Annotated in this window: 16 protein-coding genes and 1 pseudogene; 1 reads left to right on the forward strand and 16 read right to left on the reverse strand. The window is 69.8% G+C overall.

Translation table 11 applies throughout. The features are described 5' to 3' along the window. Positions 1-43 precede the first annotated feature (43 nt). The 11 genes from AB0F38_RS17715 to AB0F38_RS17765 all read right to left on the reverse strand — a co-directional run bounded on the left by AB0F38_RS17715 (position 44) and on the right by AB0F38_RS17765 (position 9,215). A complete protein-coding gene (locus AB0F38_RS17715) occupies positions 44-934 on the reverse strand; it encodes a diacylglycerol kinase (RefSeq protein WP_361893506.1) in 891 nt (296 codons plus the stop codon). A 41-nt stretch (positions 935-975) separates the two neighbouring features. Then, positions 976-1,941, reverse strand: coding sequence for a twin-arginine translocase subunit TatC (tatC, locus tag AB0F38_RS17720; protein WP_361893509.1), 966 nt, complete (start codon positions 1,939-1,941; stop codon positions 976-978). A 49-nt stretch (positions 1,942-1,990) separates the two neighbouring features. Then, a complete protein-coding gene (tatA, locus tag AB0F38_RS17725; RefSeq protein WP_361893511.1) occupies positions 1,991-2,284 on the reverse strand; it encodes a Sec-independent protein translocase subunit TatA in 294 nt (97 codons plus the stop codon). A 216-nt stretch (positions 2,285-2,500) separates the two neighbouring features. Further along, positions 2,501-2,698 (reverse strand): hypothetical protein, encoded by a 198-nt coding sequence (locus tag AB0F38_RS17730; RefSeq protein ID WP_056786540.1) that lies wholly within the window; start codon positions 2,696-2,698, stop codon positions 2,501-2,503. 48 nt (positions 2,699-2,746) lie between these two features. Then, a complete protein-coding gene (locus AB0F38_RS17735; protein WP_361893514.1) occupies positions 2,747-3,031 on the reverse strand; it encodes a hypothetical protein in 285 nt (94 codons plus the stop codon). Positions 3,032-3,068: 37 nt separating this feature from the next. Then, positions 3,069-4,025: a WYL domain-containing protein gene (locus tag AB0F38_RS17740; protein ID WP_361893517.1), complete on the reverse strand. Its 957-nt coding sequence runs from the start codon at positions 4,023-4,025 to the stop codon at positions 3,069-3,071. 15 nt (positions 4,026-4,040) lie between these two features. Then, entirely contained in the window at positions 4,041-4,994 is a 954-nt protein-coding gene (locus AB0F38_RS17745) for a WYL domain-containing protein (protein ID WP_361893520.1), read from the reverse strand. 115 nt (positions 4,995-5,109) lie between these two features. Further along, positions 5,110-5,484: an FKBP-type peptidyl-prolyl cis-trans isomerase gene (locus tag AB0F38_RS17750; RefSeq protein ID WP_361893523.1), complete on the reverse strand. Its 375-nt coding sequence runs from the start codon at positions 5,482-5,484 to the stop codon at positions 5,110-5,112. A 43-nt stretch (positions 5,485-5,527) separates the two neighbouring features. Further along, on the reverse strand, positions 5,528-6,463 hold the full coding sequence (locus tag AB0F38_RS17755) for an FKBP-type peptidyl-prolyl cis-trans isomerase (protein WP_361893526.1): 936 nt from the start codon (positions 6,461-6,463) through the stop codon (positions 5,528-5,530). A gap of 121 nt (positions 6,464-6,584) precedes the next feature. Beyond that, positions 6,585-7,946 carry a Pup--protein ligase gene (pafA, locus tag AB0F38_RS17760; protein WP_361893529.1) on the reverse strand — a complete coding sequence of 454 codons (1,362 nt, stop codon included), beginning with the start codon at positions 7,944-7,946 and terminating at the stop codon, positions 6,585-6,587. A gap of 9 nt (positions 7,947-7,955) precedes the next feature. Then, positions 7,956-9,215, reverse strand: a complete 1,260-nt coding sequence (locus tag AB0F38_RS17765; protein WP_361893532.1) for an MFS transporter — start codon at positions 9,213-9,215, stop codon at positions 7,956-7,958. 129 nt (positions 9,216-9,344) lie between these two features. Between AB0F38_RS17765 and AB0F38_RS17770 the strand changes: the two genes are divergently transcribed. After that, on the forward strand, positions 9,345-10,373 hold the full coding sequence (locus AB0F38_RS17770; RefSeq protein ID WP_361893534.1) for a LacI family DNA-binding transcriptional regulator: 1,029 nt from the start codon (positions 9,345-9,347) through the stop codon (positions 10,371-10,373). 58 nt (positions 10,374-10,431) lie between these two features. On the opposite strand, the gene prcA is transcribed toward AB0F38_RS17770, so the two are convergent. The 5 genes and pseudogenes from prcA to dop all read right to left on the reverse strand — a co-directional run bounded on the left by prcA (position 10,432) and on the right by dop (position 14,263). Then, a complete protein-coding gene (gene prcA / locus AB0F38_RS17775; protein ID WP_361893537.1) occupies positions 10,432-11,265 on the reverse strand; it encodes a proteasome subunit alpha in 834 nt (277 codons plus the stop codon). Positions 11,266-11,321: 56 nt separating this feature from the next. Beyond that, a complete protein-coding gene (prcB, locus tag AB0F38_RS17780; protein ID WP_361893540.1) occupies positions 11,322-12,167 on the reverse strand; it encodes a proteasome subunit beta in 846 nt (281 codons plus the stop codon). Beyond that, positions 12,119-12,296, reverse strand: a pseudogene (locus AB0F38_RS17785) (endonuclease domain-containing protein); the annotation flags it as partial. The pseudogene AB0F38_RS17785 and the gene prcB, both read right to left, overlap by 49 nt. 116 nt (positions 12,297-12,412) lie before the next feature. Continuing rightward, positions 12,413-12,631, reverse strand: a complete 219-nt coding sequence (locus AB0F38_RS17790; protein ID WP_266776883.1) for a ubiquitin-like protein Pup — start codon at positions 12,629-12,631, stop codon at positions 12,413-12,415. Positions 12,632-12,751: 120 nt separating this feature from the next. Beyond that, positions 12,752-14,263: a depupylase/deamidase Dop gene (gene dop / locus AB0F38_RS17795; protein ID WP_361893543.1), complete on the reverse strand. Its 1,512-nt coding sequence runs from the start codon at positions 14,261-14,263 to the stop codon at positions 12,752-12,754. Positions 14,264-14,339 lie beyond the last annotated feature (76 nt).

The following is a 14,339-nucleotide window of genomic DNA, read 5'->3' on the forward strand; positions in this document are numbered from 1 at the left end:
ACGAGCCTACCCGCCGGGTACGACAGTCAGCCCGATCTTTGTTTCACGGTGCGAGGACCCGCACGGCGTCGGGTACACAGGTCGCCGTGAGCGGCAGCGCGCCCAGCGGTTCACCGTCCGCGTACGCGGTGACACCCGCCGCGGCCAGCTCGACGGACGGGACCCGGTGCACGCTGACCGCGGGGTGGCCGAGATGAGTCCCCCTGTACACCTGGGGGAAGACCTTGAGCAGCGTGGTCCGGCTGCAGTCGCCGACCACGGTCACGTCGAAGAGCCCGTCGTCCATGACGGCGTCGGCGCAGATCCGCATGCCGCCGCCGTAGGTGGAGCCGTTGCCCACGGCGATCAGCGTCGCCTCGATCTCGCGCACCGGACCGTCGCCCAGCCGGACGCGGTACGGGATGGGGCGGAAGGCCGCCAGCTCGGCGAGGATCGCCAGGTCGTACCTGAACCGTCCGCCGGCCCAGCGCATCCGGTTCCCCCGGTCGTTGACCCGTGAGTCGAACCCGGAGGCGAGCACGGAGCCGAACCAGCGCCCGCCGGCCCGGCCGAGGTCGATGCCGCGCGCCGTCCCCGCCTTGAGCACCTCGGCGGCCAGCCGTCCCGCCGCGGCCGGATCGCGGATCGGCAGGCCGAGCGCGCGGGCGAAGTCGTTGCCGGTGCCGACGGCCACGGCACCCAGTGGTGTACCCGTTCCGGCGACGGCCTGCAGGGCGAGGGACATCAGGCCGTCCCCGCCCACGGCTATCAGTGCGCCGGTCCCGCCGGCGACGGCCTCGCGGGCCCGGCGGAGGGCGTCGGCGGCGTCCTCGCCGAGCACCGTGCGCACGGAGAAGCCTGCGTCCCGCAACGCGGAAGCGGCCGGCTGCGCGGCTCGCGCGCCCCGGCCGCGGCCTGCGATGGGATTGACGAAAAGAGTGATCTCGCTGGTCACTGGGGGTCCCCCTGGACGAAGTCTGGGGAGACCCTACAAGGTCAGGTGATGTCGTCGTAACCGTTGAGCCGGTGGGACCGGGCGCCGTCGGACTCGCCGCTCGCCTGCTCGGGCAGGGCTGCCCGGGAAGCGGTGACACCCTCGACCGCGCCGACGTGCTCGGGCGTGAGGTCCAGCTTCGACGCCTCGTCGTCGTCGAGCTCGGCATCGGGGTTGCGGCGCTTCCTGCGCTTGTCGTTGAGCAGGGAGAAACCGACGGCGAGGAAGTACAGCACCGCGAGCGGGCCCGCCAGCAGGAGCATCGAGATGGGCTCGCCGCCCGGCGTCGCGACGGCCGCGAACGCGGTGAGGCCGACGAGCATCCCGCGCCACCAGCGCAGCATGCGGGCACCGGACAGAGCACCGGTCATGTTGAGCAGGATGAGCAGCAGCGGCAGCTCGAAGGCCAGTCCGAAGACGATCACCATGCGGGTGATCAGGTCCAGGAAGTCGTCGAGGGGCAGCAGGTTCTTCACGTTGTCGGGCGTGAAGCCGAGCATGATCTCGGCGGTCTGCGGCAGGATCGTGTAGGCCAGGTAGGCACCGGCGAGGAAGAGCGGAACCCCCGCGGCCACGAAGGCCATCGAGTAGCGCTTCTCCTGCTTGTGCAGGCCCGGGGCGACGAACGCCCACAGCTGGTACAGCCAGACAGGAGTGGCCATCAGCACACCCGCCATCAGGGACACCTTCAGCGCGATGGTGAAGGGCGACAGCAGACCGTTGGTGGTCATCTCCGCGCACGGCCTGCCGTTGACCATGGTCACGGCGCCGTTCTTGCAGCCGACCGAGTCCAGGATCGGCTTCATCAGGAACTCGAAGATTTCCTTCTGGAAGAACGCTGCCGCGATCACGGCGACCACGATGGCAAGTACCGACTTCAGCAGTCGGTTGCGCAGCTCACGCAGGTGATCGAGGAGGGGCATCCGCCCCTCGTCGTCCTTCTCCTGCTTGCGGGCAGACTTGAGCAACCCACTTCCCTCGTCTCGTGCGGCAGCTGTCGGTGGAGCGGGTCAGCTGTCAGCTCTGGGTGGTGGGCTTGGCCTCGCTGACGGGGCGGGAGCTGGTGACGTCCCCGGGAGCGGCCTGGATGGTACGGGCGGGGGTCGCCGGCGGAGCGGTGTCCGCGACGGTCTCCGTGGTGGGCGTCGCGGGCTCCGCGTCGTCCTTCTTCATGGCCTTGGCCTCGCTCTTGAGGATGCGGGCCGACTTGCCGAGCGAACGCGCCATGTCAGGAAGCTTCTTGGCACCGAAGAGCAGCAGGATGACAGCGATGATCAGAACGATCTCGAGGGGCTTCAGATTGCCGATCATGTGCGACTTCCTTCTCACTGAGGCGGCTGGAGGGTGGGCTCGCTACCCGTTCGGCCGGACATACGTCCGACCTTCGCGCTGGCAGCGATCGTAACCCGCAGGGGTAAACGCGAGGCAATGCCCGTGCGTACTCCCGCTTGCGGCCCGCACCTCCCTGCCTGGGCCGACCTCAGCAGCGTACCCTCCGAACCCCTGGATCAGGAGGGCGCTCCCCTTCTACCGCAGGGCCTCCCCGGTCTCCGCGAGGCCGGTGGCCGCTCGTTCGAGATCCTCTGCCGCTCGATTGATCCGCTGTGTGGTCGCGGCGACCTGCCTGCCGAGCCGTTGCGCCTCGACGAAGACCTTGACGGCCAGGACGCCGAGCACGGCCAGGCCGAGGAATCCCAGGGCGATGGCGAGCATGGGCCAGAACATGGACGGTGCCTCGATGTCTTGTCGTTGCTGTGGGGCGGTCTGCGTGCGCTACCGCAGGGCGGCGTGGAGGCGTAGCGTCCGCACTCCGCCGCCGGTGAGGAGCTCGACGATGCGTTCCCCGGCCGGCTTGCGGACCGCGGCGCCGCACTCGGGGCAGGTGAAGGTGTAGAAGGTCGTGCGCCGGCTGGCGCCTACGGCGAGGCGCAGGGCGCCCGCCGCGAGCTCGAACCGCCCCCGGCAGTCCGGGCACGCGGCCCTGAACCGCACGGCCGCGGGCACCGGGACGGGTGCCGACCCACCCCGAATGCCGCGTTCACCCGATATCACCGTCATGTGACTTCTGTCTCCCCGGCGCACCGCGGGCCCCCTCTCAGAGCGCATCGTCGTAGGCGGCCAGCGCCTCACGCGCCGCCAGCCGGGCGCTGTGCGCGAGGTCCTGCGGAGCCGTGATGCGGCCTTCCCCGCCCAGCCGCAGAGCGAGCCGGCGCAGCGAGGCCGGGTCGGGGGTACGGAGGGTGATCCGCATGCCCCCGTCGGGCAGTTCCTCGGCACTGTCGTGCGGGTAGTACTCGGCGACCCATCTGCCCCCGGGTCCCACCTCGACCACGACCTCCGGGTCCTCGGCCGCCGGCTGCACCAGTCCCTCGGACAGGTCGCGCAGTTCGAGCTCCGGCGGTGCCGACGGGGCGTCGAGGAGCCGGATCTCGGCGACCCGGTCGAGCCGGAACGTACGCCGCGCCTCGGTGAGCCGGCACCAGCCCTCCATGTACGTGTGGCCGACGGCGAACAGCCGGATCGGGTCCACCTCGCGCTCGGTGAGCTCGTCGCGCGCGGGCGAGTAGTAGCGCAGCCAGAGCCTGCGCCGCTCGGAGATCGCCCGGTCGACATCGGCGAAGACCCCGCCCTCGGACTCGAAGGTGACCGAGAGCCGTGAACTCGCGGCCCCCACCTCACCGGCCGCGGTCTCCAGCTTCGCCGTGGCGCGCACCAGCGCCTGCCGGTCGCTCTCGCGCAGTCCGGGCAGCGTGGCCACCGCACGGGCCGCCACGAGAAGCGCGGTGGCCTCGTCAGCGGCCAGCCGCAGCGGCTCCGCGACGTCGTCCGGGTTGTGCCACCAGATCCGGTCACCGTCGGTGTCGATGTCGAGCAGGTCACCACCGCGGAAGCTGGTCCCGCACATGGGAAGCACGTCGAGGTCGGAGATCAGCTCGTCCTCGGTGATGCCGAAGGCGCGGGCGACGTCCTGGACGTGGGCGCCGGGGCGCTCACGGAGATAGGTCACCAGGGAGAGCATCCGCCGGGTCTGGTCGATCGCGTTCGTGGCCACGAGTGGCGGTTCCCTTCAGTCCTTGGCCACGGCGCGCAGCCGGTCCATCACATCGGCCCGCAGATCGGCGGGTTCCGTCACGACGACGTCCGGTCCGAACTCGACGAGCCAGGCGTCCAGTCCGTGTCCGTACGGAATCTCCAACTCGTCCCAGCCGTCGCCGAGGTCCCGTACGGCTGTCGCGCGGGAGCGCAGCGGGTAGCCGGACCCGGCCCGCAGCCTGATCCGGGCGGTCCTGGTCGCGGTCTCCCCCGCCCAGCTCTCCACGGTCTCGCGGACGGTGACCACATCGGGCACCTGGGCCGTGAACGCTCCGGCGCGGGAGCGGACGCGCCCGGAGATCCGGGACAGCCGGAAGACCCGCTCGGCCCCCCGGTCCCGGTCCCAGCCGGCCAGATACCAGTGGCCGCGCCAGCACTCGAGCGTCCAGGGCTCCACCTGGCGCTGCTCGGGGCGGGCGGCGTTGGCCTTGCGGTAGTCGAAGGTGACGGGGCGGCGGTCCCGGCAGGCGAGCATCAGCGGCTCGAAGGCTGCTTCGTGGACGGGGATCCGGGGTTCGAGGGCGCTGTGCACCTCGTAGGCGTCCTCGGCCTCCGGCATGCCCGCCGCCCGCAGCTTCTGCAGTGCGCCACTGGCGGCCCCGGCCAGCCGGGCCTGCTGCCAGACCTTCGCGGCCAGCCCTAGCGCCGCGGCCTCCTCGGCGTCCAGCGTGATGGGGGGCAGCCGGTTGCTGTCGCGGCGCGCGAGGTAGCCGGTGTCCCCGTCCAGGTTCTCCACGGTTTCGATGACCAGGCCGAGTTCGCGCAGGTCGTCCTTGTCGCGCTCGAACATCCGGTTGAAGGATTCGTCGGAACCCGCTTCGAGATAGGCCTCGATGGACCCGCGGAGTTCACGTTTGCTGAGCGGGCGCCGGGTACCCAGCAGACACAGTGCCAGGTTCATCAGCCGTTCGGCCTTGGCAATCGCCATCGACGCCCTTTCTCTACGTGCTCCACGACCGTCGACCGTACCGCTCCGGGGTGTCCGGACCAAAGCGAGGGCCCGTACCTCGCGGCACGGGCCCTCGCTCCTGACACCGGGCGGATCAGACGGCGACCAGGTCACAGACGAAGATCAGCGTCTCACCCGGGGCGATGACGCCGCCGCCCGCGCCGCGGTCGCCGTAGGCGAGGCGCGCGGGGATGGTCAGCTGACGGCGTCCGCCGACCTTCATGCCCTGGACACCCTGGTCCCAGCCCGCGATGACCTGACCGGCACCGAGCTGGAACTGCAGCGGGGTGCCGCGGTTCCACGAGGCGTCGAACTCCTCGCCGGTGGAGTACGCCACACCGACGTAGTGGACGGACACGGTCTGGCCCTTCTCGGCGACCGCTCCGTCGCCTTCCCAGATGTCCTTGATCTCCAGGTCGACCGGCGGCTCGCCACCCGGGAAGTCGATCTCGGGCTTCTCGATGCTCACTGAACTGCTCCTCTAAATGATGAACGGGGCAACCTGGACAGTCTTACATCTTCGTCAGGATGTCCACGGCCCACACGAGCGTCGACTTGGCGGGGATGCTCTGCTGCGCCTCGTCACCGAAAGCCTGGTCCGGCGGGATGACGAGCAGCACGCGGCTGCCGACCTTCTTGCCGGCGAGACCGTTCTTCAGGCCCTTGACCGTGATCTGGGCCAGCGGGAAGGTCGCGGTCTTGCCCGTGTCGTAGGTGCTGTCGAACTTCTTGCCGCCCTTCCACAGGAAGGCCTCGTAGTTCACGACGACGCTGTCGGTCTCCTTGATGACGTCCCCGTCGGATTCCAGGACGTAGCTGGAGACGAGCTTCTTGGGCGGGTCGGCCTTGGGGAACGTGACCTTCGGCGCCTTGCCGTCGGTGTTCGTCCCGACCTTCGGCAGGTCGATGTTGTCCTGGGCGACCTCGGCGCCCTCGGCGGACTTCGGGACCTGCGTCGCCTTCACCACGTCGACGACGAAGACGAGGGTGGCGTTGGGCTTGATGTCGCCCTGACCCTGCTCGCCGTAACCGAGGTCCGGCGGGATGACCAGCTGGACGCGGCTGCCGACCTTCTGGCCGACGAGGCCCTTGTCCCAGCCCTGGATGACCATGCCCGCACCGAGCGTCAGATCGAAGGGCTGCTTGCGGTCGAAGCTGTTGTCGAACGGCTTCGTGGAGTCCCACGACTGGCCGAGGTAGTTGACCTGGATCGCGTCGCCGTTCTTGAGCTTCGCACCGTCACCCTCACTGATGACTTCGGTCTTCAGCTCCTTGGGTGGGTCGCCCTCACCCTTGGCCAGGGTGGGCTTCTCGCCGAACTCGGCCCCCGCGGTGATCGCGGGAACGCCGTTCTTGGACGAGGCGGAGTCGGAGGCCTTGTCGTCGCCGCATGCCGCGGTGGACAGCAGCAGAAGGGGGACGACGAGAAGGCCGGCAAGTCGGCGCACTGGTTCCTCAGATCTCAGACGGCACGTGAATGGGTCCCCGACACTCTAGGCCGAGCGAAGGGCCCCGTACGAGGAACGTACGGGGCCCGGTCGCATCCGCGGCGGGACATGTCCTGTCCGGTCACATGCCCGCGATGAGCTTCTCCACCCGCTCGTCGACGGAGCGGAACGGGTCCTTGCACAGCACGGTGCGCTGCGCCTGGTCGTTGAGCTTGAGGTGGACCCAGTCGACGGTGAAGTCCCGGCGCTGCTCCTGGGCCCTGCGGATGAAGTCACCGCGCAGTCGCGCCCTGGTCGTCTGCGGGGGCACGGACTTGCCCTCGAAGATCTTCAGGTCGTTGCAGATGCGGGCGGCCTGCCCCTTGCGCTCCAGCAGGTAGTAGAGCCCGCGCCGCCGGTGGATGTCGTGGTAGGCGAGGTCTATCTGGGCGACCCTCGGGTTCGACATGGTCATGTTGTGCTTGGCCCGGTACCGCTCGATGAGCTTGTACTTCATGACCCAGTCGATCTCGGTGTCGATCCGGTCGAGGTCCTCGGCCTCGATGGCGTCCAGGGTGCGTCCCCACAGTTCGAGCACCTGGTCGACCGTTCCGGTGCGGATGCCCCGGCGCTCGACGAAGTCGACGGCCTTCTCGTAGTACTCGCGCTGGACCTCGACGGCCGAGGCCTCACGGCCGCTGGCGAGTCGCACCTTGCGCTGCCCGGTGATGTCGTGGCTGACCTCGCGGATGGCCCGGATCGGGTTCTCCAGGGTCAGGTCGCGCATCACCGTGCCCGCCTCGATCATGCGGAGCACCAGGTCGGTCGCGCCGACCTTGAGCAGCATGGTCGTCTCGGACATGTTGGAGTCGCCGACGATGACGTGGAGGCGGCGGTAGCGCTCCGCGTCGGCGTGCGGCTCGTCCCTGGTGTTGATGATGGGACGGGAACGCGTCGTCGCGGAGCTGACGCCCTCCCAGATGTGCTCGGCACGCTGGCTCACGCAGTAGACCGCTCCGCGCGGGGTCTGCAGCACCTTGCCGGCACCGCAGATCAACTGCCGGGTGACGAGGAACGGAATGAGGATGTCCGCGAGCCGGGAGAATTCTCCGTGCCGGGCCACGAGGTAGTTCTCGTGGCACCCGTAGGAGTTCCCCGCCGAGTCGGTGTTGTTCTTGAAGAGGTAGACGTCGCCCGCGATTCCCTCCTCGTGCAGGCGGCGTTCGGCGTCGACGAGCAGGCCTTCGAGAATGCGTTCGCCTGCCTTGTCGTGCGTGACCAGTTCGGTCACGTTGTCGCATTCGGGTGTCGCGTATTCCGGATGCGATCCCACATCGAGGTACAGGCGGGCGCCGTTCCGCAGAAAGACATTGCTGCTGCGGCCCCATGACACAACACGGCGGAAGAGGTAGCGCGCCACTTCATCAGGTGACAGTCGGCGCTGTCCCCTGAACGTGCACGTGACGCCGTACTCGTTCTCCAGCCCGAAAATGCGGCGGTCCATGACTGAACATTACGCCTTATGGCCTGAGCTGAAACCGGGTTCGGCAGCACCGTTTCGATCATTTTCCGATCCGGCCACGACCTCGGGCCCGCGCACGGGAACTGCGAGGACCCTTCCGGTCGCCAGCAGAACCAGCAGTGCGGCCACTCCCCCGGCCCCCGCGACGGCGAAACTCCACGCCGTTCCGCCGAGCTCGACGGCCGGGCCGGCCACCGCCGTTCCGGCCGCCGCGCCCACCCCGAACGTCGTCACGAGCCAGGAGAACGCCTCGGTCACGGTGCCCCGCGGGGCGTGCCGGTCCACGACGATGAAGGAGCAGGCGATCGCCGGGGCCAGGAACACCCCCGCCAGGGCGGCCAGCGCGGTCATCGCGGGCACGCCGGGGGTCAGCGTCAACGGCAGGTAGCCCAGAGCGAGCAGCGCGACGATGACCCGCAGCCGCTTCTCGGGCGCCCCGGCCCACTGCCGCGCCCCGTAGGCCGCGCCACCGATCAGCGCGCCGAGCCCGAGCGCCGCCATCAGCCAGCCGTACACGGACTCCCGGCCGTGGTCGTCGGCGTAGGCGACGCCCGCGACCGTGATCGAGCCGAGCGCGAGCCCGACGAAGAAGAACGCCCCCAGGAGGGCCAGCAGTCCCGGCGAGCGCAGCGCGCCCAGCCAGTGCGCCTCGCGAGGGGCGGAGCGCCAGGTGCGGGAGGGCTCGGAGAGCACCACCCAGAGCGCGCCGAGGACGCCTATGGCGTTGATCACCAGGAGCGCGACGGCCGGCGACCAGAGGGAGACCAGGACCGTCACGAGCAGCGGCCCCAACGTGAACATGACCTCCTGGGCCACGGCGTCCATGGCGTACGCCCGGTGCACCCGGTCCTCGCGGCCGAGGACCGTCGGCCACAGGGCCCTCAGGCCCCCCTCCAGCGGTGGCGTGAAGACGCCCGCCACGATCACCGCCGCGTAGGCGGGCAGGAGTGCGTCGAGGCCCACCACGGCGAGCGCCGCCATGCCGAGCGCGGAGAGCACGGCGGCGGGGAGCTGGATGCGCGGCTGTCCGTACAGGTCCACGGCCCTGCCCAGCAGGGGCTGCCCCACGGCCGTGGCCAGGCCGTACGCGGCGGCCAGGGCGCCGGCCAGCGTGTAGCTGCCGCCTTCGGCCCGGGTGAACAGGACGATCGCGATGTGGGCCGTGCCGTTCGGCAGGCGCCCCACCAGCGTTCCCGCCAGCAGCCGGGCGGCATGCCGCGTCCGGAGGATGTCCAGATATCCCGCGGCCATGTCCGCCCCTCTCGTCCGGTGGCGTCGCACCCCCGAAGTTTTACGTATAACTTCAGCCTTCATACGTACCATGTGCGCAGTCCGCGAGTCCATCCCACGGCATCTGGCACGCCCAGCACGGAGGCACGAGTGAGCAGCGCGCAGCAGCCGGCCCCACCCCGGCCCACCAGCCGCGACGTGGCTCGGGCCGCAGGTGTCTCCCAGGCCACCGTCTCGCTCGTGCTCGGCGGAAAATGGCGCGGAAGGGTCTCCGCGGCGACCGCGGAGCGGGTACGCGGCAGCGCCCGGGAGCTCGGCTACCGGCCGAATCTGGCCGCCCGCAGCCTGCGGCTGGGCCGCACCCGTACCGCCCTCCTCGTCGTGCCCGCGCTCACCAACGAGTTCTTCGCCCGGGTCTACACCGGCGCCGCCGCCGTCGCGGCGGAGCACGACTTCGGCGTGGTGCTCTACCCGTCGCCCGACGGGACGGGTCCGGCCAGGGACCCGTTCGCCTCCGCCCGCGCGGCGCTCGACGGGGTGATCGCCTCGTCCATGGCGGCGGACGCGCTGGGGGCGCTGCGGAGTGCGGACCTGCCGCTGGTGATGCTGGACAGCGATCCGCAGGACCCCGGCCCGGCTGCCCGGGTGAACCTGGAGATCGCGGACGGCATGCGCCAGGTGGCGGAGCATCTGCTGGGCCTGGGCCACCGCCGCTTCGTCCATCTGGCCTCCGCCGTGGACACCTGGACCTTCGCGGTGCGCGCCCGGGCCCTCGCCGAAGCCGTGCGGAGCGTTCCCGGTACCACCGTCCACCGGGTGGCGGCCCCGCTCGACGTGCGGGCGGGGCGCGAGGCCGCCGAAGCCGTCCTGGCCTCCCCCGGTCCGCCGCCGACGGCGATCGTCTGCGACGACGACATCCTGGCCGCCGGCGCCTGCAAGGCCGTCCGCAGGCGGGGGCTGCGGGTGCCCGGCGACATCTCGGTGACCGGCTTCGACGACCTGGCCCTCGCCACGGCGGTGGAACCCGAGCTCACCACGGTGCGGCTGCCGGCCGAGCAGGTGGGCGAACGGGGCATGACGGCCCTGCTGGCCGTCCTGGACGGCCGCCCGGCGGAGCAGGCCGGCCTTCCCGTCCACCTGGTGGTACGCGGGTCCACCGCGCCCCCGCCCGCCTCGTGACGGTGCCCCCGGCCGCGTGGGCGGCCGGGGGCTCCGGATCGAACCCATCCGGGACGGGCTACTCCTGCGTGGTCCCGTCGGCACCCGAGGCCGGGGTGTCGGTGCCCGGTGTTCCGGTTGCCGGTGTTCCGGTCGCCGGGGTGTCGGCTTCCTCCGTGTCGGACGGGGCGTCCGTGGGCGTCGCCCCCGCACCGTCCGCGTCCAGCAGCCGGGCCAGCTGCCGCCCGACGATCCGCTTGAACTTGCGCTGCTGCGGCCTCGTGCGGTCCAGGACCGCGACCTCGAGCCGCTCGGCGGGAATCTCCCGCTCGTTGCCGTTGGCCTCCCTGGAGAGCGCCTGCACGGCCAGCTTCAGGGCCTCCGCGAGCGACATCCCGTCGCGGTGGCGCTGATCCAGGAAGTTGCTGATCTGTTCCGCGTTCCCGCCGACCGCGACCGAGCCGTGCTCGTCCACGATCGAGCCGTCGTGCGGCAGCCGGTAGATCTGGTCACCCTCCGGTCCCGCGCCGACCTCGGCGACCACCAGCTCCACCTCGTACGGCTTCTCGGCCGCGCTGGAGAAGATGGTGCCGAGCGTCTGCGCGTAGACGTTGGCCAGTCCACGGGCCGTCACATCGTCACGGTCGTAGGTGTACCCGCGCAGATCGGCGTAGCGCACACCGCCGATGCGGAGGTTCTCGTACTCGTTGTACTTGCCGGCGGCTGCGAAGCCGATCCGGTCGTAGATCTCGCTGAACTTGTGCAGCGCGCGGGACGGGTTCTCACCGACGAACACAATGCCGTCGGCGAACTGCAGCACAACCAGGCTGCGACCACGGGCGATGCCCTTCCGGGCGTATTCCGCCCGGTCGGCCATGGCCTGCTGAGGTGAGACATAGAACGGCGTCGACACCGGCTATCCGTCCCTTTCTGTCAGTGACGAGTGCATCGGGGAAGCATCGGGTCCGGTCAGAGCAGCGCGGCGCGCGGGCCGTCGGGCTGCTCGAGGCGGCGCTCCAGGATCGAGCGTGCGATCTCGGAGGATTCCGTGTCGTCCAGCTTCCGGAAGCCCTCGTCGGTGATGACGGTGACGATCGGGTAGATCCGGCGGGCCACGTCCGGGCCACCGGTCGCCGAGTCGTCGTCGGCCGCGTCGTACAGCGCCTGCACGACCAGGGTGAGCGTCTGCTCCTCCGTCAGGTCCTCGCGGAACAGCTTCTTCATCGATCCACGGGCGAAGATGGAACCGGAGCCGGTGGCCGCGTAACCGTGTTCCTCGGAACGCCCGCCGGTGACGTCGTACGAGAAGATCCGGCCCTTCCCGCGGTCGACGTCGTACCCCGCGAACAGCGGCACGACCGCCAGACCCTGCATGGCCATCGCCAGATTGCTGCGGATCATCGTGGAGAGACGGTTGGCCTTGCCCTCCAGGGAGAGCGTGGCACCCTCGACCTTCTCGAAGTGCTCCAGCTCCAGCTGGAACAGCTTGACCATCTCCACGGCGAGACCGGCCGTACCGGCGATCCCCACCGCCGAGTACTCGTCGGCCGGGAACACCTTCTCGATGTCGCGCTGCGCGATCATGTTCCCCATGGTCGCCCGCCGGTCACCGGCGAGCACCACCCCGCCGGGGAACGAGGCCGCGACGATGGTCGTCCCGTGCGGCGCCTCGATGGCGCCCTGCAGCGGCGGCAGGCTGCGGTTGCCGGGGAGCATCGAGGGTGACTGGTCGGACAGGAAGTCCATGAACGAGGACGAACCCGGCGTCAGGAAGGCAGCTGGTAGACGCCCGGTGCTACGAGTGTTGGCTTCCACGCGTTTCCCTCCAGGTATGCGATGGCCCTGCGCAAGGTGTCAGGATCATCCCCCAACTTGCCGATGGCCGAATTGCAGTTGAAGCAGTACGCCACGGACCCTACCCGCCTGGTGACGGTGATCAACATGGTCCTGGGTGAGAAGCACTGCCGCGGGATGCCCGGCGTGTGCGCGAACATCCCGCGGGAGTCTCCGCCGACGGCACAAGGGCTGCCGGCGAGCGGTCCGGATCGGGGATCCGGCTGTTACTCGCCGCCCTTCTGGACGAAGGAACGAACGAAGTCCTCGGCATTGGCCTCGAGCACGTCGTCGATCTCGTCCAGGACGTCGTCGACGTCGTCGCTCAGCTTCTCCTGTCGCTCCTTGAGGTCCTCGGAGCCCTGCGCCTCCTGCGCCTGCTCCTCGGTCCCCTCGGTGGAGCGTGTTGCCTTCTGCTGTCCGCCGCCGGTGTCCTTGGTCGCCATGTAGCTCACCCCGCTCGGTTCGAAGCACGTGATCAGACCCTACCTACGGGGTCCGACATTGGCCCGGTACTTGTCTCAACGTCCGGAGGTCTCCTGATTGATTCCCTGCCGAGGGCCTTTTCAGCCCCCGGACAGCGTCCGGACCAGCTCTTCCGCGGTACGGCAGCGGTCCAGGAGGTCCTTGACGTGCTCACGGGTCCCGCGCAGCGGCTCCATCGTGGGAACCCGTTGCAGCGAGTCACGGTCGGGCAGATCGAAGATGACCGAGTCCCAGGAGGCCGCCGCGACGTCGTCCGCGTACTGCTCCAGGCAGCGGCCCCGGAAATAGGCCCTGGTGTCCTCGGGCGGCTTCGTACGGGCCCGCTCGACGTCGTTCTCGTCGAGCAGGCGCTTCATCTTCCCGCGGGCCGCCAGGCGGTTGTACAGGCCCTTGCCGGCCCGGACGTCGGCGTACTGGAGGTCCACCAGGTGCAGGCGCGGGGCGTCCCAGTCCAGGCCGTCCCTGCGCCGGTAGCCCTCCATGAGCTCCTTCTTGGCGACCCAGTCGAGCTCGCCCGCGAGGCTCATCGGATCGTTCTCCAAGCGGTTCAGGGTGTCCTCCCAGCGGGCCAGGACGTCCCTGGTCTGCTCGTCGGCGTCCGACCCGTACCGCTCCTCGACGTATTTGCGGCCCAGCTCGAAGTACTCCATCTGCAGTTGTACCGCGGTGAGTGTCCGCCCGCTGCGGAGCGTGACGAGCTGCCCCAGGGTCGGGTCGTGCGAGACCTGGTGCAGGGTGCGCACCGGCTGGTCGACCGCGAGGTCGACGTTGATGAAGCCGTCCTCGATCATGGCGAGGACCAGCGAGGTCGTGCCCAGCTTCAGATAGGTCGAGATCTCGGAGAGGTTCGCGTCGCCGATGATCACGTGCAGCCTGCGGTACTTCTCGGCGTCGGAGTGCGGTTCGTCGCGGGTGTTGATGATGGGGCGCTTGAGCGTGGTCTCCAGGCCCACCTCGACCTCGAAGTAGTCCGCGCGCTGACTGATCTGGAAACCGTGCTCACGGCCGTCCTGGCCGATACCGACCCGGCCGGCGCCGGTGACGACCTGGCGGGAGACGAAGAACGGGGTCAGATGGCGCACGATGTCGGAGAAGGGCGTTTCCCGCTTCATCAGGTAGTTCTCGTGCGTGCCGTAGGACGCGCCCTTGTTGTCGGTGTTGTTCTTGTAGAGGTGGATCGGCTGGGCGCCGGGGATCATGGCGGCCCGCTCCGCGGCCTCCGCCATCACACGTTCGCCGGCCTTGTCCCAGAGCACCGCGTCGAGCGGGTTCGTGATCTCCGGTGAGCTGTATTCGGGGTGCGCGTGGTCGACGTACAGCCGCGCACCGTTGGTGAGGATGACATTGGCGAGGCCGATGTCCTCGTCGGTGAGCTGGCTGGAGTCGGCGGTCTCGCGGGCGAGGTCGAAGCCTCGCGCGTCACGCAGCGGATTCTCCTCCTCGAAGTCCCAGCGGGCGCGGCGCGCCCGGTGCATCGCCGCCGCGTAGGCGTTGACGATCTGGGACGAGGTGAGCATGGCATTGGCGTTGGGTTGACCGGGGACGGAGATCCCGTACTCCGTCTCGATGCCCATCACTCGCCGTACGGTCATGCGGCCCTCCTTGCCCGGCGGTACTCCCGTCCGGGAGCGCCGCCTAAGTACCGCTGCTGGTCCGGTACGCGTGCGG

Source organism: Streptomyces sp. NPDC025273, assembly GCF_040638585.1.
In the GTDB taxonomy this organism is placed as follows: Bacteria; Actinomycetota; Actinomycetes; order Streptomycetales; family Streptomycetaceae; genus Streptomyces; species Streptomyces cinereorectus.

Coding starts and splice junctions, on each gene's coding strand:
- dop (WP_361893543.1), bottom strand. CDS start 14,263: ATGACCGTACGGCGAGTGATGGGCATCGAGACGGAGTACGGGATCTCC.
- AB0F38_RS17790 (WP_266776883.1), bottom strand. CDS start 12,631: ATGGCGACCAAGGACACCGGCGGCGGACAGCAGAAGGCAACACGCTCC.
- pafA (WP_361893529.1), bottom strand. CDS start 7,946: ATGGACCGCCGCATTTTCGGGCTGGAGAACGAGTACGGCGTCACGTGC.
- AB0F38_RS17765 (WP_361893532.1), bottom strand. CDS start 9,215: ATGGCCGCGGGATATCTGGACATCCTCCGGACGCGGCATGCCGCCCGG.
- AB0F38_RS17745 (WP_361893520.1), bottom strand. CDS start 4,994: ATGGCGATTGCCAAGGCCGAACGGCTGATGAACCTGGCACTGTGTCTG.
- tatA (WP_361893511.1), bottom strand. CDS start 2,284: ATGATCGGCAATCTGAAGCCCCTCGAGATCGTTCTGATCATCGCTGTC.
- AB0F38_RS17730 (WP_056786540.1), bottom strand. CDS start 2,698: ATGTTCTGGCCCATGCTCGCCATCGCCCTGGGATTCCTCGGCCTGGCC.
- AB0F38_RS17735 (WP_361893514.1), bottom strand. CDS start 3,031: ATGACGGTGATATCGGGTGAACGCGGCATTCGGGGTGGGTCGGCACCC.